Below are 16981 nucleotides of genomic sequence, written 5' to 3'. Positions count from 1 at the left end.
TGCTGCCAACCGGACAGCCGGGCCCGTCGATTAGACCTCGACCGGTCGATCGCTCTCGGCGCTCTCGGACAGCGCATCGATAACCGCCATGTTTGCGATCGCCTCCGCCCCGCCGGTTCGGGGCTGGCGGCCCGCCTCGACGCTCGCGACGAACTCCTCGATCTCGAGTCGGTACTGATCGACGGGATCGAACGTCTCGACGCCGTGGCGACCGTCGATTCGGTACTCGAGTTCGACCGGCTGACTCGAGGGGTTGAACGCGTCTCTGGCCTCGATCCAGCCGTTCGCCCCCTCGACGCGGTAGCGCTGGACCGTCTGTGTGTCGAATCCGCAGGCGACGCGTGCGGACGCATCGCTTTCGTACTCGAGGACTCCCGCGAGTTCGGTGTCGACGCCCGCGTCTTTCGAGTCGGCCGTAAACGCGTACGCCCGGTCCGGTTCGCCGAGGAACTGCCGGACCGCCGAGACGGCATAACAGCCGACGTCCATCAAACTGCCGCCGGCCAGTTCGGACGAGAGGCGAATGTCGTCGGGGGCACCGAACAGCGGGAACTTGAACGCCGCCGTCGCCGAACAGACGTCCTCGAGTTCCTCGTCGGCGAGTTCGATCGCGCGCTCGGTTCGAGGATGGTAGCGGTACATGAATCCCTCCATCAGCGTTACGTCGCGCTCGGCACAGTAGTCGACGACCTCGCGGGCTTCGGCGGCGGCGGCGGCCAGCGGTTTCTCACAGAGGACGTCGACGCCGGCTTCGGCCGCCCGCTTCGCCCATCGAGCGTGGTGTGCGTTCGGAAGCGGGACGTAGACCGCGTCAATGTCGGCGTCGAACACCGCCTCGTATTCGTCGTAGTGTGCGTCGATCGAGTGCTTCTCGGCGAACGATCGTGCCCGATTGCCGTCGCGGGAGGCAACCGCCGTCACCCCGTGGTCGGTCGCCTCGATCGCCGGCAGGAAGGACTTCCGGGCGATCCCTGCCGTACTGAGCAGTCCGAAATTCATAGTGGGTGTTACACGACTCGTAGTAAATACTCCCCGTCTCCCGTCAGGTTGCCACGGTCGTGGCCCGTTCCGACGGCCGCAGGCGTCCGTCCGTCGAATCACCTTGGCTGTCCGTCGGATTGACCCGGTCGTGCCGTAATCGTCATCCCCGACGGTTAAGTCCGACTCCGTAGTAGGTCGTCCTTCGAGACCACGATGTCCGTATCCGATCGATTCCAACGACTGCGGTCGTCCCGCGGAGCCGACGACCCTCCTCCGAGTATCGAGGCCGAATCGCGCGCCGAACACGCCGCTCGAGCGACCGTCCGCGGGCTGCAAGCCGGGTTCGTCGCGACACTCATCATGACCGCGTTCCGGCTGCCGATCATGCGGTCCCTGCCGCCGTCGGCGAACTTCTGGGCGCAGTACGTTTCCGGTGGCGATCCTGAGGAGCACCCGATCGCCGGACTCGCCTTACACGTCCTTTACGGCGTGCAGGCGGGTGCCCTCTTCGGCGGCCTTTTCGCGCTTCTGGACGCCGAACGCTCGATCGAAGCCGAACAACGCGGATTGGTCTGGGGGTCGGTTTACGGAATGGCGCTCTCCGCGTTCGGTTCCCAGGTTATGTTGAAAGAGCTCCTCGATATCCGACTCGAGGGCGACGAACTCGCGTTGTTTCACGCCGGTCACCTCGTCTACGGGCTTGCCCTCGGGGCGTGGGTCGGTTCGCGAACCGAGGGGGTCCGAGATCCCGAGAAGGAGTACGAGTACGGCGACGGGAACTGATAGGGATTATCGTAGCCAACCACCGGTTTCGAATCCTCTCTTTCGGCACTGTCTTTCGGTTCTTCACTGGGAAACGATGAACTCCTACGATAATCCCTATGATACGCTGTATCGTCGCCAACCGAGTGTTTCGTGGTCCTCGACTCGTTCACGTCGTTCGCTCCCGTGTTCCGTCTCTCTGATACGCATTCCTGTCCGGATGTCCCGGCGAACCCACCACCCGGGTCGCGGGTGTGCCGGTACTGACTGACAGGAAACCGTATGAGCGTCTCCGATACTCCCGATGAGTTCACAACGTCTTCCCGTTTCGAACCAACGCTTGTTACTGTCTCCACTCGAGTTACCAACTCTTAGTAGCCGTATTACGAATGGGATATTCCGCCCATAACAACCCGTAAGAGGCTCCAAATCGGGTAGTTCGGTATGGATTTGGGGCTCGTGGCTGGCGTCGTTCTCATCGGGTTCGTCCACGGCGTTCTTCCTGACCACGGCTGGCCGATCGCGGCGACGTACGCGCTCAACCGTGATCGGCGCTTCCTGTACGGGCTGATCGCCGCGTTGATCCTCGGAATCGGTCACCTCGTCAGCAGCGTCGCGCTCGTGTTCGCGTATTTCTGGTTCAGCGCATTCGCCGCCTTCGCGGAGGGTCCGTGGCTTCGATACGTCGCCGGTACGCTCCTGATTCTTCTCGGGATTCACGAGTATCGGAACGGCGGGCACGGCCACGCACACGAACACGATGGTGGCCACGATCACGGCGACGAACACAGCCACGATCACGGCGACGAACACAGTCACCACGAACACGACGTTCACCACCACGCCGACGAACACACGGTGAGCGAACACGCCCACGATCCTCACCACACCGACGGCGGTGAACACCACGGCGCTCACGCCGATCCAGGACTGCTCGCGCGCATTCGTCACGCGTTACCGGGCAGCGGCCACCAGCACTTGAGCGAAGAACACGCAGAGCGCGGCCTGATGGCGCTCGGAACGACGGCGCTCCTGCTCGGGTTCGCTCACGAGGAACCGGTACAGATTCTGGCGATCTGTGTCGGAACGGCGGCCTGTCTCGAGTTGATGCTCGTCTACTCGATTGCCGTCATCGTCGCAATCGTCGTCCCGACGCTGCTGTTGATCGGGGGGTATGAACGCCACCGCGATCGGATCGAACGGCTTACCCTGTACCTACCGGCGATCACCGCAGTGGTCCTCGTCGGAATGGGGATCGCCTTCATCACGGGAATCGTCTGACCCCGATTCCGGATCGGGTCGCATATCGGGTTCCGCACCGAGGGCGTCGAACGCCCGTTCGATCCGCTCGCGGCAGTAGAGGGGCACCTCTTGGGCCGTCAACGGATTTCGTGACGTGGTCTCGTTGATCTGCGAGAGGCGGCGAGGATGCGTTCAGAACGACTGTTGGGTCCGCATGACCTCGTCGGTGTCGTGGGGGCTGTCCCCGCGATCACTGTAGTGCGGTCGTCCCACGGCGTCTCGCCTGACACCGTTGAGAACGGCCAGCTCGAGTTCGTTCTGGCTCTCGTAGGTCTCGTGGCCCGAGGTCTCGAGAATCGTTCGCAACGTGTCCGACTCGTGCGGATAGGTGATCTCGACGTCCGCAAACTCCACCAGTAGCTCCTCGGTCGTCAGTGGGAACGTCACGTCCTGAAACAGCTGGTTTACCGCACCGACCTCGACCGATGTGGTCTCGTCGGTATCGTCTGTGTGACTCATCGACCGTCCTTACCGGGAACGGTGGCAAAGTAGTGTAGCCTGCAGGTGACGACCGGTTCCCAGAAACCGCTTTTTAGCCCGTTTTACTCGCTAATTCGCTAGTTCCATCCGATCACTCCAGTATCGCCGTCGCGACTACGGGTCTCCGATTTACACGAACGGCGGCGACGGGTTGGATTCATACTGACTGCTGTAAGTCCTTATCGGGGCAACCGCGCCTCGCCTTGCGGTTGCCCCGGTAAATAGTTACAGCAATCCGTATCAGGGTGAGTGCGGCCCACGCGTTGCCTCCAGGGCAAGGCATACGGTCGTCTCGCTGAAACGAACCACCATGAACCACCGACGACTCGGTTCGACGGGACGGACGGTTTCGGAGGTCGGCCTCGGCACGTGGAACATCGGCGGCTCCTGGGGCGAGGTCTCCGACGAGACCGGGCGAGCGGTCGTCAGATCTGCTCTCGACGCCGGCATCGACTTCCTCGATACCGCGGACGTCTACGGCGATGGCCGCAGCGAACGCCACATCGCCCACGTTCTCGAGGAGCGTGACGTCTCCGGCGACGTCTTCGTCGCCACGAAGGCAGGTCGCCGCCTCGACCCCCACGAGGCCGACCGGTACGCCTACGACGATCTCTCGCCGTTCGTCGACCGAAGCCACGAGTACCTCAGCCAGGAGACGCTCGATCTCCTCCAGTTGCACTGTCCCCCCACTGACGCCTACTACCAGCCCTCGACGTTCGAGGCGCTCGAGCGCTTCGTCGCGGAGGATCGGATCGCGAACGCCGGCGTGAGCGTCGAGCGCGTCGAGGAGGCGCTCAAGGCGATCGAGTACGACGTGATCGACACCGTCCAGATCATCTTCAACCCGTTCCGCCAGCGTCCGAAGGAGCTGTTCTTCGAGCGCGCTCGCAGGGAAGACGTCGGCGTCATCGTCCGAGTGCCCTACGCCTCGGGGCTGCTCACGGGTGCCCTCGAGCGCGGCCAGACGTTCCCCGAGGACGACCACCGCAACTTCAACCGCGAGGGCGAGGCGTTCGACGTCGGCGAGACGTTCGCCGGCGTCCCCTACGAGACGGGCCACGACGCCGTCGAGGCGCTCGAGCCCCACGTACCCGAGAGGCTGACCATGGCCGAGCTAACGCTCCGGTGGATACTTGACCACGAGGCCGTCTCGACGGTTATCCCCGGCACGACGTCGCCGGAACACGTCCGGGCCAACGCGACGGCGTCGGAGCTCGACCCGCTCTCCAACCGCGTCCACGGCGCTGTCAGGGACGTCTACGAGGAGTTCGTCTCCGAGCACGTCCACCACCGCTGGTGAGATACGGCGGGACTCCGATTCTCCTCTCGCGTCGAGCGGGGACGACGACCGTCCGACGCACTCTCGCGATCTGCTCCACTCGACCAGACGCGATCGGGCAATCGCTTCGACGGCTTCACCGCAAGAGCAAGAGTTAGGTTCCCCATTTTCGAACCCATAGACGGAACCCAATGGGGGACAACCAACACGACGTGGTCGTCGTCGGAGGCGGAATAGCGGGCTGTTTCGCGGCGGCAACCGCAGCGGCCGCAGGACTCGACGTCGTCCAACTGGAGCGGAAACCACGTGAACGAGGCGGATTCATCGCCTGCGGCGACGCGATCAAAAGTCCCAGAAACCCGAGTGACTATCCGGGGCCGATCGACATGGACGCAATCGCCGACGACGAGTCGGTGCTCGTCGACAACAACATCGACCGGATCGAGTTCTGGGACGAACAACTCGACGTCCGAAAGGTGTTGCCCTACGAGACGAGCAGTAACGTCGTCGACCGCTACGAGTTCGGCCAGCGACTGCTCGAGCAGGCCGCTGACTGCGGCGTCGAGCAACACTACGACACGGTTGTCAACGAGGTGCTCCAGAACGGTCGGGTCACCGGCGTCGAGGCGATTCGACAGGGCGAGCCGGTTACCTACGAGTGTGACGTGGTGGTCGACGCCGCGGGCGCACAGTCGATCCTGCAGGATATGGTCGACTTCGAGGGGCTCGATACGCCCGGTGACTCGACGTTCGAGATGCCCCATTACACTCACTTCGGGTCGGCCTACCGCGAGATCATCGAGACCGAGGAGCCGGTATCGTATCACGACGCCATCGTCGGGAAACCGCTCGAGGAACTGGGGTACATCTGGTACTTCCCGCGCACGCCGACGCAGATCAACGTCGGCCTGGGGTTTCAGATGAACAAGGAGCCGATTCCGCTCGTCGACCGCCTGCGCCGCGACGTCGAGAACCGCCCCGAGTTTCAGGATGCGGACGTCGCCGAGAAGTTCGACGGGAAGAACAAACTCGGATCGTCGATCGCGCTCCGTCGACCGCTGGATTCGATGGTCGCGCCCGGCTACCTGGCCGCGGGGGGCGCGGCGGGGACGACCCATCCGATCACGGGCAAAGGCATCCGCGGCGCGGCCTACTCCGGCTACTCCGCCGGGCGGGCCGCCGTCCAGGCTATCGAGGACGGCGACGTCTCCGAGGACGGCCTGTGGGAGCACAACCGCTGGCTGTACCGCGAGCACGGAGAGGCGGCGAAACTCGCCTCGTGGGACGCCTACAACGTCGCCGCGAGTTCGATCGACGTGAGCGTCCTCCGGGCCGTCACCGCGTTGCTCCCCGAGGCGGAGCTTCGGGAGATCGTCGGCACCGCCAGGGAGGTCGATAACCTCTCGAGCAAGGCGCTCGTGGCTACCGGCGTGCTGAAGAACTTCGTCTCGGAGTATCGAAAGGGAACGTTGGACCGACTCGGTGTGAGCGCGGGAGAGCTGTACGACGCCGTCCGCGGGGTCAGAACGACCCGCCGCTACGTCTCCGAGTACGAACGGCAGTACGACGCCTACCCGGCAGACCGCGCCGCGTTCGACGCGTGGCAGTCGGATCGCGACCGAATCGACCGGGCGTTCTACGACGCCCTCGAGCTCGCTCCTAGCGAACACAAGTACTGATACGGTCTGGGGCGACTGAGTACCGGTCGATCGCCCGTCGGTGCGCGGTCGGTCGAGACCGACGCATCGTAGTCCGTACGAGACGAACTGCATCCGAACGAGTAGCTATACGTGAGTTGATGGGAAAGACAGAGCCGATGGCACGAATCGACCGGCTCACCGTCTATCCGGTCAAGGGACTCGACGGTATCGACCTCGAGGCGGCGACCGTCCTCGAGGGCGGGACGCTTTCGTACGACCGCGAGTTCGCCCTGTTCGACGGCGAGGGCGGGGTGATCAACGGCAAGCGAACACCGCAAATCCACGAACTCTCGACGGACTTCGACCCCGATACCCGCGAACTCGTCGTCGAGGCACCCGGCGGCGACACTCGGCGGTTCAACCTCGAGTCGGACGCCGACCGCGAGCGGGCTGAAGTCTGGTTCGGCGACTACGTCGACGAGGACCTGACGCTCGAGCGCGATCGCTCGCTGGGCTTCGTCGACCGCCGGGAGATGGGACCGTCGGTGATCAGCACCGCCTCCCTCCGCGAGGTCGCCTCGTGGTTCGACGGGATGTCCGTCGACGGCGCACGGCGACGGCTCCGCGCGAACGTCGAGATTTCGGACGTGCCGGCGTTCTGGGAGGATCGGATCGTCGGCGACGACGCACCGGCGCTCGAGGCCGGCGACGTTCGACTCGAGGGTGTGACGCCCTGTGGTCGTTGCGTCGTTCCCGCCCGCGATCCGGAGACGGGCGACCCGATCGAGGCGTTTCAGGAGCGATTCGTCGAGAAGCGCCGGGAGACGTTTCCGGCGTGGGCCGACGCCGACGCCTTCGACCACTACTACACGCTGATGATCATCGCGCGGACTCCAGAGACCGACCGCGGGAAACGACTCCGCGTCGACGAGTCGGTTACAATCGAAGACGAGTGAACGCGAGCCGGGCCGTTCTTTCTTCCCCCGCGCGGCACCGATTGTCACCGAGGGAAACGATAACGGCGTCGACCACGTACTGGTAGCATGGGTACCTCGCCACTGGTCACGCTATCCGGGCCGCCCGCGGCCGGGACGACGACGTGTTCCGAACTGCTCTCGATGGCGTACGGCTACGAGGTCATAAACGGGGGCGACGTCTTCAGAGAACTCGCCGCCGAGCGCGACATGTCCGCCTCGGAGTTCACCGCCGTCGCCGAGTCGGACCCCTCGATCGACCGCGAACTGGATCGTCGACTCGAGGCCACCATCGACGCCCACCTCGAGGGGAATCGAGAGCCAGCGGGGGAGGGACTGGTCGTCGAATCCCGGCTCGCGGGCTGGCACGCGGACGGCCGCGCGACGCTTTCAGTCTGGCTCGACGCACCCCTCGAGGTTCGTGCGGACAGGCTAGACGACCGGGAGGAGACGCCCGCAGAACTTCGCGAGCGCGAGCGAAGCGACGCCGACCGGTATCGAGAGTACTACGGAATCGACATTACCGATCTCTCGGTCTACGACCTGGTGATCGATACGGGAACGCTCTCGAAGGACGCGACGCTTCGGGCGGTGAAGACGGCGATCGACGACGTTCGTGGGGTCGAGCACACGTATCGGGAGGCGTAGTCGACGAGCGAGTATCGTCCCAACGGAGTGCTACCGTTTCGTCTCCGGGGTCGCCGTCCGTTCGGCGACGATCCGCTCGAAATTCTCGAAGACGCGCGTCGCGTTCATCGCCTCGAACCCGTACTCGTCTTCGGTCCAATCGTACTCGGACGCGAGGCGCTCGCGGTGGTCGGCCGTGAACTCGGGGTGGAACTGGACGGTCCACAGCGGTGCCTCGCGGTGACGTGTGGCAAACGCCGGGTAGTAGTCCGTCGAGGCGATCACCGCCATCTCCTCGGCAGGCTCGGTCACGACATCGCCGTGGGCGACGGGAACGACCGGGTCGACACCCTCGAACAGCGGGTCGTCGGCGAACTCGACCGCGACGGGCCGGCAGGTTGTCCCGACGTGTTCGACGGTCCCGCCGAGTGCCGTATTGACGATCTGGTGGCCGAAACAGACGCCCAGCGTCGGGATCTCTCGTTCGACGAGTTCTCGGACGAGTTCCTCCTGTTCGTCGATCCAGGGGCGATCGTCGCGCTCGTAGACCCCCGCCGTGCTTCCGGTGAGGACGACGCCGTCGACAGCCTTGAGGTTCGGCCGCTCGCCCGCGGGGTAATCGACCTCGCGAGCGCCCGAAACGTTGCTCGCGAGGGCGTCACAGTGGTACTCGCAGTCGGAATCGACCTCGTTGCGGACGACGGTCAGCGCCGGCGAACTCATCGGATCGTCGTACGGTCTCCGGCGGAAAAACGCTACCGGGCGGTCCTGGGTGTCGGTCGCGAGCCTGGGTGCTCACTCGAGTTATCTGAATAGCGAGAACGAAGCGGAGAGCCATGATGTGATCGACGAACTGGCGAACGAGCAGTTCGAGGAGGCGGAATTCGGCGGCCAAAACGGCGGCTGATCGGACGACGATGGCCGAGTGTCGAATTTTGGTTTCGATCTGTGCGTCAGTTGTCCGTTGGCTCGAGTCTACGCCGAACTCGAGGCGCTCGAGCCACCCCGACGGAGCACGCCTACCAGCCCCTGTGCGACCAGTCCGACGACGGTCCACTTCCAGGCGAGTACGGCGACGCCGAGCAACAGGAGCCCGCGCGTTCGGCGGCCGCGAGCGAACGCCCGTTTCGCCTCCGCGAGCACCGAGAAGACGGTCAGCGACCGGGTCGCCTTCGAGCCGAGTAGTCGTTTGAGTACCATACCTGTCCTACCGGAGCCAACGGGATAACGCCACCGCCGTCTCGCGCAAGGGCTCGCGGACGACTGTCGACGCTGCTGGAGCCACCCCACGTCATTGCACACCTGATCGCCAGATGGAAGCGCGGTTCGAAGCGAGCGCGGTTCGGAGCGAACGGAGTCGTTCGAACGACCAGCGGTCGTTCGTGATGACGAAAATCTTCGATTTTCGAACCATGAGGGAGAACCGCGGAACGGCGAACGCAGTGACCCGTGAGCTGTGCGGTGTGTACACCGGTGCAGCGTGATGCCTTGAGCGGTCTCCGAACGAGTGTCTGATACTCCTGGACAGCAGTCAGTACGACGACGATCGTGAATTCGGGGCCATCACCCGTAGTGGCGGCCCCAGTAGACCGATCGTCTTCACGTCGTTGTATCCGACAGTATGAGCAGGTGATCCGTCGAACGACGGTGCGACGATCATAATTCTGAGAGCATCCTCACAGCCTGGACCAGAACGTGGACAGTGATGCCGATGGACGAACCGATAACCAGAATCCCCCCTGCGTAAATCAGGCCCCGTACCGTACTCTGGTCGAAGTACCCCTGTACAGCGAGAGCAATGAGCAGGAATCCTCCAATGAATACGAGCAGCAACCTGACGACGAGTTGGCTCACCGTAAAGCCGCCGTGTACGTGCCGAATCATCGACACTCCACCCACGACGAGAATAGTGATCGAACCGATTGCCGTCCAAATAAGAATGACATAGACAACAAACTTCCTGTCCAGATGATGAACTCCAGCGTCCGCCGACAGGTATACGACAACACCAGCAGAGAGCACGATCGGGAGAACGCTTAGAACCTCGATAGCCAAGAGCACGAATTTCGAGACCAACGAGGAACTGCTACCGGTTTTATTCACTATAGATCCTATACAACCTGATATCTTCTGACCGAATATAAGTGTCGTTCAGTAACTGAATTATGGGGCTGGCCGCCCGATCGTGTAGAGAAACATGGGCGTCTGTCCCTCGCTCCGGGGTGCGAAGAAGTCGGCGACGACGTCGTCGTAGAACGTCAAGCCGGTGCCGCCGAGTTCCAGGTAGGCGTACGTTCCGAGATAGAGCCGACCCGCCGTGACAGCCGCCTCGAGCTGTGCGACCCGATACCCCCGGTCACCGAACGCGTCGATGACCGCCTCGAGATCCGCGAGGAAGTAGATGCAGGCGGCCGCGTCGCCGCCGAGGCGTTGGTCGAGCGCGAGGTGACTCGCCTCCCGCCGGAACTCTCCCTCCTGGAGCAACTCGAGTTCACCCGCTTCGGGATGGTAGCGATAGCTGCCGGACTCGAGTCCGGAGACGCCGTTGACGATCAGATAGGGGTCGACGAACGAGAGCGACGGTTTGCCGCCGTCCGTGCCGTCGCCGTCGGCACTGTCCCCGAGTGGGCCGCCGCGCGGAACGTCCATCGGAACGCCGCGGACGGCGCGATCGAGCACGGTCGACAGTTTCCGGAAACTGATCGGCTCGCGGTCGTACTCCCGGCACGAACCGCGACGCCGGATCGTCCGGTGGAGCGGGCGACTCGAGGCCGTCTCGTGGCCGACCGGCTCGAGCGGAACCCGTTCCCCGTCGCCGGGTTCTCGCGTGCCGACGGGTGCCGTTTCATCTGCAGATCGGCCGGACCGCCACGATTTGGCGTCATCACCGTCTGCGACCGTTCCGGCCGCCCAGGCGTCGTAGATCAGCGGGAACTCCCGTTCGTTCGGCGAGAGCGGGGCGGTCTCGGGGTCGATCGGATCGACGCCGTGAGCGCCGTCGCTCGAGGAGAGGCCATCGCCGGCATCGATCGGGACGATCTCGAGGGGCGCTTCGCGGGCCGGATCGACGCCGATCAGGTCGGCGACCGGCTCGTCGGCGAAGCCGGTAACGATCTCGGCGCGGTACTCGAGGGCGTGGGCGACGGAAAGCAGATTTGCGAGCGTCGTTCCCGAGTCCCAGAACGCGTGGCGAAAGGTTCGATCCCCGTACTTCCAGGCGTTTCGCCACCACGTCGACGTGGCGACGATCGACAGCGGGGCGTCCGCGACGCCCTCGTGATTCGTCGCCCTCGCGAGGACGTCCCGGTACTCGCCCTCGCGTACCACGTCGAGCGACAGCGTCCGAGGATCGAAGTGGTAGACGCCGGCCGCGAGCCCCTCGAGGTCGGTACAGACCGCATAGAGGTCGACGTGGTAGAGCGCTCCCGTCGTCGCCGCAGCCCGAAACGGGATCGGGCGGCCGCCGCGCTCGATCGTCTTCGTGATACCCGCGGCGTAGTAATAGAGGGTCGTGAGCGCCTCGAGGTCGGGTTTCGTGGGTTCGGTTCCGTCCCGGCTCGCCCCGGCACTCTCGAGGCGGCCGTCGGAGGTCGGCTCAGCGATCGCCGAGAGCGCCGGCTGTTGGGGCGGACGAATTCGATCGGCCATCGCGACCGACGGCCGATCGACGTACTCCTTGTAGGGCGTGGGCTTGTTCTCGAAGTTCAGTCCGCGACCGCCCGACCGGACGCTCTTCGGCGAGTGTTTCGTCCGTTCGTGGTACTCGAGTGCGTTGGTTGACACGTTTTCCGGTACTACTTCGAGCGGCAAAAGCGGGGCGGGAGCTTTTTCTCGTCTCGGTTTGATACGCTGCCTGAGAAGATGGACCTCGAGTCGATTCCGGGCGTCGGCGAGAAGACGGCCCGTGCGCTGGCCGAACTCGACGACCCCGAGCGGGCGCTGCGGACCGGCGACGTGGCGACGATCGCGAGCGCGCCGGGAATCCCCCAGGGACGAGCGGCCAGGATCGCCCGCGGCGCGATTCGTCGGGAACACGACGATCCAGGCGGGTTTCTCGCGACTGATCGCGCCCGCGAGATCTACCGCGATCTGCTCGGGTTGTTCGCCGAGCGGACGGTCACCGACTACGCCGCCCAGCGCCTCGAGACGTTCTACCCGAGTTCGCGCCGATCGCGAATCGAGGAGGTCCGCGAGTTCGCCCGCGAGGCGCTCGAGCGCGACCCCGACGACGCGATCCTCGAGGCGCTCCGTGGCGTCGAACCGCTCGAGAAGCCGGGCGACGTCCGCGTCCGCGAGCGGTGTCTGGCGACGACCGACGCCGAACGGTACAGCGAGGCCCGCGAGGCGATTCCGGAACTCTCCGTGGAGGTCGTCGAGGACGCCCAGGGGCTGGCCGAACTCGCCCGGGGGTACTCGACGGTGATCGCCATCGACGAGTCGTTCGCCGGCGTCACCGTCGAGGGCGACGTCCGGGTGAGACCCGACGCCCTCGAGAACCCCGCCGAGATCGTCCCAGAGCGTCCGCTGGCCTTTTTCGCGCGAAACCACGACCCGATCGCGGCGGCCGTCGCCGTCCACCGCGCCGCGAACCTCGAGACCGACTGCGATCTGGCCGCGCTCGAGGACGCCCTCTCTCGGCTCGAGGCGGACGGTACGGTTGCGGGCGACGACGAACTCGACCGGCTCGCGACGGCGGTTGACGACCTCGACGCGGCGGTCAGCACGGCCGAGAGCGTCGCAAACGACCACCTGCGCGAGGCGATCCGCGAGGAGGACGTGACGATCGAGGGCTCGGACCTGCTCTCGCTGGTCGAACGCGGCGCGGGCATCGACTCGCTGCTCTCGCGGGAGCTGGCTGACGAGTACGCGGCAGCCGTCGAGGCGGCTCGCGAGCACCTGATCGAGGCGCTCTCGCTCGATCAGGGCGAAGCCGAGATCGCCCGCCGGATCTTCGGCGACGAGCCGACGTTTCCGGTCGAACGGGAGGACGAACCGCTCTCCCGGCTGCGCGAGGAGCTGACCGCAGCGAAAGAACGCCGGGCGGGTCGGCTCAAACGCGACCTCGCGGCCGACCTCGCCGACCAGCGCGGGGCCGTGCGTCGACTCGTCCGGGACGCACTCGAACTCGACGTCGAACTCGCGGTCGCGCGCTTCGCCGACGACTTCGGCTGTACGATGCCGGCGTTCGGCTGGGACCGAGACGACGAATCGGATACGGCCCCTCCCCACGCTGGATTCGAGATCGAGGGCGGTCGATCCCCGTTGCTCGACGAGCCGCGGTCGGCGATCGATCCCGTCGACTACGACGTCTCGGGGGTCACCCTACTGTCGGGGGTCAACAGCGGCGGGAAGACCTCGACGCTGGATCTGGTCGCGAGCGTCGTCGTCCTCGCGCACATGGGTCTCCCCGTTCCGGCCGACCGGGTGCGGTTGCGCCGGTTCGACGCGCTGCACTACCACGCGAAGACCCAGGGGACGCTCGATGCCGGCGCGTTCGAGTCGACGGTCAGGGAGTTCGCCACGCTCGCCGAACGCGGCGCGGGCTCGCTCGTCCTCGTCGACGAACTCGAGAGCATCACCGAACCCGGCGCGTCGGCAAAGATCATCGCTGGTATCCTCGAGGCCCTGGCGGAGAACGGCGCGACGGCGGTGTTCGTCTCCCACCTCGCGGGCGAGATCCGCGAGATGGCCGGCTTCGACGTAGCCGTCGACGGCATCGAAGCGGTCGGGCTGGTCGACGGCGAACTCGAGGTGAATCGCTCGCCGGTCAAAGACCACCTCGCCCGGTCGACGCCCGAGTTGATCGTCGAGAAGTTGGCGACCGAAGCCGGCGAGTCCGTCGCGGCCAACGGCGGCGAGATTCCCGGTGAGTCGCCACCGCAGTTCTACGACCGGCTGCTCGAGAAGTTCGAGTGAGTTGCCGTCGACTCGAACGGAAGTGGCTGTGAGATAGTTCGCCGTGCACATATCGGACCGTTTACGACGGCGGTTCACGTCGGACAGTTCGACCCGGCCAACTCGAGCGCGGAACCGCCGGGTCGAACTCGCCGAAGACGTGTCCCCTGCGAACAACTAAGTAGCTTCGACAGCGTGGTGAAAGTGATGGCAGACGACCCCGAGGGGGGGATGTTGTCGTGGGACGAGTCCGTGTTCAGAAACGAGCACGTCTTCGAGATCGATTACGTCCCCGAGACGTTCAAACACCGCGAGAGCCAGACCGAGAGCCTGACGTACGCGCTTCGTCCGGCCGTTCGGGGCTCGCGGCCGTTGAACGTGATGGTCCGGGGGCCGCCGGGGACCGGAAAAACCACCTCGATTCAGAAACTGTTCGACGAAATCGGTGCCCAGACCAGCGAGATCCGAACCATTCGCGTCAACTGTCAGGTCAACGCCACGCGGTACTCGGTGTTCTCACGGCTGTTCGAGGGGACCTTCGACTACGAGCCGCCCTCGTCGGGGATCTCGTTCAAGAAGCTGTTCGGCCAGATCGCCGAAAAACTCGTCGAGGAGGACAGGGTGTTAGTCGTCGCACTCGACGACGTCAACTACCTCTTTTACGAGAACGAGGCCTCCGATACGCTGTACTCGCTGTTGCGCGCCCACGAGGAGTACCCCGGCGCGAAGATCGGCGTCATCGTCGTCTCCTCCGATCCCTCACTCGACGTGATCGACGAACTCGACTCGCGGGTCCAGAGCGTCTTCCGCCCCGAGGACGTCTACTTTCCCGTCTACGACAGCCCCGAGATCGTCGACATCCTCGACGAGCGGGTCCGACGCGGGTTCAACGACGGCGTCATCTCACGAGAGACCCTCGAGTACGTCGCCGACCTCACCGCCGACAGCGGCGACCTCCGGGTCGGGATCGACCTGCTCCGGCGAGCCGGGCTGAACGCCGAGATGCGCGCGAGTCGCACCGTCGAACGCCAGGACGTCGAGGACGCCTACGAGAAGTCGAAGTACATCAACCTCTCGCGGTCGCTGTCGGGACTCGCCGACACCGAACGCACGCTGCTCGAGGTGATCGCCCACCACGACGGCGATCAGGCCGGTGACGTCTACGAACGGTTCCACGAGCGGACCGACCTCGGCTACACGCGCTACTCCGAAATCGTCAACAAACTCGACCAGCTCGGGCTGATCGACGCCGAGTACACGGAGGTCGACGGCCGCGGTCGCTCGCGCTCGCTATCGCTTTCGTACGAACGTGATGCCGTCTTAGATCGCCTCGAGTAGCGCGTCAGGCCTGCTCGAGTCCCGTGCGGTACTCTTCGGCTCGCTCGAGCGCCCGGTCTAGTTGGGTTTCTACGTCACCGGTGGCTCGTCTGCGGGCTTGCCGAAGCGTGTTAAGGTGCTCGTCGAACACGGCGTGATCCGGATCGGCGTCGTCGGACGCGTACTCGGCGAACGCGGCGGCCGTCTCGCGCAGATCCTCGCGTACGTCGTCGTCCGCTCGTTCGACCGCGCTCTCGAGTTCGGTCCGGGCCTGCCTGAGTTCCTGGGACATACCCCGATCGACCACGACCTCGTTCATAACGGTTGGGCGGACACGAGCCACGTCGGAACCGAACGGCCGACGACAGTCGAACCAACTCCGAAACGCGGCCGCACATTCAAATGGGAAGGGGCGGCCAGTGGCGGCATGATCGCCATCGCCGGTGCGAAAGGTGGATGTGGAAAGACGACGGTGACGGCCGGCCTCGCCGAGGCGTTCGCCCGCGCGGGGGAACCGACGATCGCCGTCGACGCGGATCGCCAGCTCCCGAACCTCCACGTCGTCGCCGACGTCGATCGAACGCCGACGATCGCGGACGCCGTCGGCTCCGACGTTAGCTCTGCAACTCACCCCCTGCCCGGGGAGGTCGACGCCAGCGTCCTCACCGCCCCGAAATCGTCGGATCGGGTCGACCTCGAGGCAGCGTTCGATCGCCTCGCTCGCGTGGACGCACGCGTCCTCCTCGACTGTCCGTCCGGTGCGGGACCGGACGTCACCGACCCGCTCTGTGCGGCCGACCGGGTCGTCGTCGTAACGACGAACACCGAGCGCAGCCGACGGGCATCGCGGCGAACGATCGAGATGGCTCGTCGTCTCGAGATCCCCGTCGCTGGCGCCGTCGTGACGAGAAGCGACGGCGTGACTGGCGCGGTCGAGTCGAGCCTCGGCGTTCCCGTCCTCGGGACGATTCCCGAACGCGACGATCCCCTCGCGGCCGATGGAGTTCGTGAGGCGTTCGACGCCGTCGCCGGTACACTGCGCGGTGACGAACCCGCAGAAATTTCCCGCCACGACGTCGAATCCGACGGTGATCGGCTTCCGACCGGGATCCGTCCGCTCGATACGGCACTCGCCGGCGGCGTCTCCGCCGGCTCGGTCGTCGCGTTGACCGCCGATCCGGCGAGCCAGTCCGAACACCTCCTCGCGGACGTCGCGAAGACGCGAGGAACGCTCTATCTGACGACGAACCGGTCGAAACGGAACGTCAGACGAGCGCTCGAGCCGACGCTTGATGGCGCCACACCGACGGTTCGACGCATTACGGGTGAGAACCGACTCGAGGACGCCACGGAGCTGATCGCGAAGCTTCCCGACGGCGCGAACCTCGTCGTCGATTCGATGGATCCCCTCGAACGAACGGACCACGAGGCCTACCTCGAGTTTCTGAACACGCTCGTCGACGAAATCGCTGACTCCGGCGGCCTCGCCGTGCTCCACTGTCTGTCGGACGATCCCGTTCCCGACCATCGGTCGACGACGATGCAGCTGGTCGACATCGTTGCGACGCTGCGAACCTTTACCGGCGCCACCACTGGCGGCGTCGAACACGCGCTCTCGCTTCCGAAGCTACGAGAGCGGCGCTTTACCGAGACGGTGGACCTCGATCTCGGGCGGTCCGCGACGGACGCTCGAATCGAGCCGGGCGAGATCCGGTAGCGACGAG

General features: G+C 65.1%; 17 protein-coding genes. 10 read left to right on the top strand and 7 right to left on the bottom strand.

The genetic code is table 11. The features are described from left to right. Nucleotides 1-30 precede the first annotated feature (30 nt). The gene (locus tag GRS80_RS17295; RefSeq protein WP_160048644.1) at nt 31-999 is read right to left on the bottom strand and encodes a Gfo/Idh/MocA family oxidoreductase; all 969 of its coding nucleotides are present in this window, start codon (nt 997-999) and stop codon (nt 31-33) included. Between the two features lie 195 nt (nt 1000-1194). On the opposite strand from GRS80_RS17295, the gene GRS80_RS17290 reads away from it, so the two are divergent. Both GRS80_RS17290 and GRS80_RS17285 read left to right on the top strand, forming a co-directional pair. Continuing rightward, entirely contained in the window at nt 1195-1764 is a 570-nt protein-coding gene (locus GRS80_RS17290) for a DUF6789 family protein (RefSeq protein WP_160048643.1), read from the top strand. A 423-nt stretch (nt 1765-2187) separates the two neighbouring features. Further along, complete coding sequence (locus GRS80_RS17285; protein WP_160048642.1) at nt 2188-3024, top strand: ABC transporter permease; 837 nt, start codon at nt 2188-2190, stop codon at nt 3022-3024. Nucleotides 3025-3177: 153 nt separating this feature from the next. Here GRS80_RS17285 and GRS80_RS17280 read toward each other — a convergent pair whose 3' ends face one another. Continuing rightward, nucleotides 3178-3504 (bottom strand): hypothetical protein, encoded by a 327-nt coding sequence (locus GRS80_RS17280; protein ID WP_160048641.1) that lies wholly within the window; start codon nt 3502-3504, stop codon nt 3178-3180. Nucleotides 3505-3835: 331 nt separating this feature from the next. Between GRS80_RS17280 and GRS80_RS17275 the strand changes: the two genes are divergently transcribed. The 4 genes from GRS80_RS17275 (at nt 3836) to cmk (ending at nt 8066) form a co-directional block, all read left to right on the top strand. Further along, a complete protein-coding gene (locus tag GRS80_RS17275) occupies nt 3836-4825 on the top strand; it encodes an aldo/keto reductase (protein ID WP_160048640.1) in 990 nt (329 codons plus the stop codon). 170 nt (nt 4826-4995) lie between these two features. Further along, nucleotides 4996-6483, top strand: coding sequence for a geranylgeranyl reductase family protein (locus tag GRS80_RS17270; protein WP_160048639.1), 1488 nt, complete (start codon nt 4996-4998; stop codon nt 6481-6483). 137 nt (nt 6484-6620) lie between these two features. Then, nucleotides 6621-7400, top strand: coding sequence for an MOSC N-terminal beta barrel domain-containing protein (locus tag GRS80_RS17265; RefSeq protein ID WP_160048638.1), 780 nt, complete (start codon nt 6621-6623; stop codon nt 7398-7400). Between the two features lie 87 nt (nt 7401-7487). Beyond that, on the top strand, nt 7488-8066 hold the full coding sequence (cmk, locus tag GRS80_RS17260) for a (d)CMP kinase (RefSeq protein WP_160048637.1): 579 nt from the start codon (nt 7488-7490) through the stop codon (nt 8064-8066). A gap of 30 nt (nt 8067-8096) precedes the next feature. Here cmk and GRS80_RS17255 read toward each other — a convergent pair whose 3' ends face one another. Next, a complete protein-coding gene (locus GRS80_RS17255) occupies nt 8097-8768 on the bottom strand; it encodes a type 1 glutamine amidotransferase (protein ID WP_160048636.1) in 672 nt (223 codons plus the stop codon). A gap of 49 nt (nt 8769-8817) precedes the next feature. Here GRS80_RS17255 and GRS80_RS20985 point away from each other — a divergent pair, with 49 nt between their 5' ends. Further along, nucleotides 8818-8952: a hypothetical protein gene (locus tag GRS80_RS20985; RefSeq protein ID WP_255455300.1), complete on the top strand. Its 135-nt coding sequence runs from the start codon at nt 8818-8820 to the stop codon at nt 8950-8952. Between the two features lie 68 nt (nt 8953-9020). Here GRS80_RS20985 and GRS80_RS17250 read toward each other — a convergent pair whose 3' ends face one another. The 3 genes from GRS80_RS17250 to GRS80_RS17240 all read right to left on the bottom strand — a co-directional run bounded on the left by GRS80_RS17250 (nt 9021) and on the right by GRS80_RS17240 (nt 11828). Next, nucleotides 9021-9245, bottom strand: coding sequence for a hypothetical protein (locus tag GRS80_RS17250; RefSeq protein ID WP_160048635.1), 225 nt, complete (start codon nt 9243-9245; stop codon nt 9021-9023). 456 nt (nt 9246-9701) lie between these two features. After that, nucleotides 9702-10121, bottom strand: a complete 420-nt coding sequence (locus GRS80_RS17245; protein WP_160048634.1) for a hypothetical protein — start codon at nt 10119-10121, stop codon at nt 9702-9704. A gap of 87 nt (nt 10122-10208) precedes the next feature. After that, entirely contained in the window at nt 10209-11828 is a 1620-nt protein-coding gene (locus GRS80_RS17240) for a SagB/ThcOx family dehydrogenase (RefSeq protein ID WP_343161629.1), read from the bottom strand. A gap of 78 nt (nt 11829-11906) precedes the next feature. Here GRS80_RS17240 and GRS80_RS17235 point away from each other — a divergent pair, with 78 nt between their 5' ends. Both GRS80_RS17235 and GRS80_RS17230 read left to right on the top strand, forming a co-directional pair. Continuing rightward, the gene (locus GRS80_RS17235) at nt 11907-13961 is read left to right on the top strand and encodes a helix-hairpin-helix domain-containing protein (RefSeq protein ID WP_160048632.1); all 2055 of its coding nucleotides are present in this window, start codon (nt 11907-11909) and stop codon (nt 13959-13961) included. A gap of 186 nt (nt 13962-14147) precedes the next feature. Then, nucleotides 14148-15278: an ORC1-type DNA replication protein gene (locus tag GRS80_RS17230; protein WP_160048631.1), complete on the top strand. Its 1131-nt coding sequence runs from the start codon at nt 14148-14150 to the stop codon at nt 15276-15278. Nucleotides 15279-15282: 4 nt separating this feature from the next. Here the strand turns inward: GRS80_RS17230 and GRS80_RS17225 are convergent, their stop codons facing one another. Then, nucleotides 15283-15549: a hypothetical protein gene (locus tag GRS80_RS17225; protein WP_160048630.1), complete on the bottom strand. Its 267-nt coding sequence runs from the start codon at nt 15547-15549 to the stop codon at nt 15283-15285. A 135-nt stretch (nt 15550-15684) separates the two neighbouring features. On the opposite strand from GRS80_RS17225, the gene GRS80_RS17220 reads away from it, so the two are divergent. Beyond that, nucleotides 15685-16974 carry a MinD/ParA family protein gene (locus tag GRS80_RS17220; protein WP_160048629.1) on the top strand — a complete coding sequence of 430 codons (1290 nt, stop codon included), beginning with the start codon at nt 15685-15687 and terminating at the stop codon, nt 16972-16974. Nucleotides 16975-16981: the final 7 nt, after the last annotated feature.

The organism is Natrialba sp. INN-245, from assembly GCF_009807105.1.
Taxonomy (GTDB): Archaea; Halobacteriota; Halobacteria; order Halobacteriales; family Natrialbaceae; genus Natrarchaeobius; species Natrarchaeobius swarupiae.
The sequence above is the reverse complement of the archived record's forward strand: the minus strand, read 5'-3'. Positions and strand labels throughout refer to the sequence as shown.

Bases quoted from the DNA above. Each gene is read 5' to 3' on its own strand.
- GRS80_RS17295 (WP_160048644.1), bottom strand. From the start codon at position 999: ATGAATTTCGGACTGCTCAGTACGGCAGGGATCGCCCGGAAGTCCTTC.
- GRS80_RS17255 (WP_160048636.1), bottom strand. From the start codon at position 8,768: ATGAGTTCGCCGGCGCTGACCGTCGTCCGCAACGAGGTCGATTCCGAC.
- cmk (WP_160048637.1), top strand. From the start codon at position 7,488: ATGGGTACCTCGCCACTGGTCACGCTATCCGGGCCGCCCGCGGCCGGG.
- GRS80_RS17230 (WP_160048631.1), top strand. From the start codon at position 14,148: ATGGCAGACGACCCCGAGGGGGGGATGTTGTCGTGGGACGAGTCCGTG.
- GRS80_RS17280 (WP_160048641.1), bottom strand. From the start codon at position 3,504: ATGAGTCACACAGACGATACCGACGAGACCACATCGGTCGAGGTCGGT.
- GRS80_RS17220 (WP_160048629.1), top strand. From the start codon at position 15,685: ATGATCGCCATCGCCGGTGCGAAAGGTGGATGTGGAAAGACGACGGTG.
- GRS80_RS17270 (WP_160048639.1), top strand. From the start codon at position 4,996: ATGGGGGACAACCAACACGACGTGGTCGTCGTCGGAGGCGGAATAGCG.
- GRS80_RS17290 (WP_160048643.1), top strand. From the start codon at position 1,195: ATGTCCGTATCCGATCGATTCCAACGACTGCGGTCGTCCCGCGGAGCC.
- GRS80_RS17285 (WP_160048642.1), top strand. From the start codon at position 2,188: ATGGATTTGGGGCTCGTGGCTGGCGTCGTTCTCATCGGGTTCGTCCAC.
- GRS80_RS17235 (WP_160048632.1), top strand. From the start codon at position 11,907: ATGGACCTCGAGTCGATTCCGGGCGTCGGCGAGAAGACGGCCCGTGCG.
- GRS80_RS17265 (WP_160048638.1), top strand. From the start codon at position 6,621: ATGGCACGAATCGACCGGCTCACCGTCTATCCGGTCAAGGGACTCGAC.
- GRS80_RS17225 (WP_160048630.1), bottom strand. From the start codon at position 15,549: ATGTCCCAGGAACTCAGGCAGGCCCGGACCGAACTCGAGAGCGCGGTC.
- GRS80_RS17275 (WP_160048640.1), top strand. From the start codon at position 3,836: ATGAACCACCGACGACTCGGTTCGACGGGACGGACGGTTTCGGAGGTC.
- GRS80_RS17250 (WP_160048635.1), bottom strand. From the start codon at position 9,245: ATGGTACTCAAACGACTACTCGGCTCGAAGGCGACCCGGTCGCTGACC.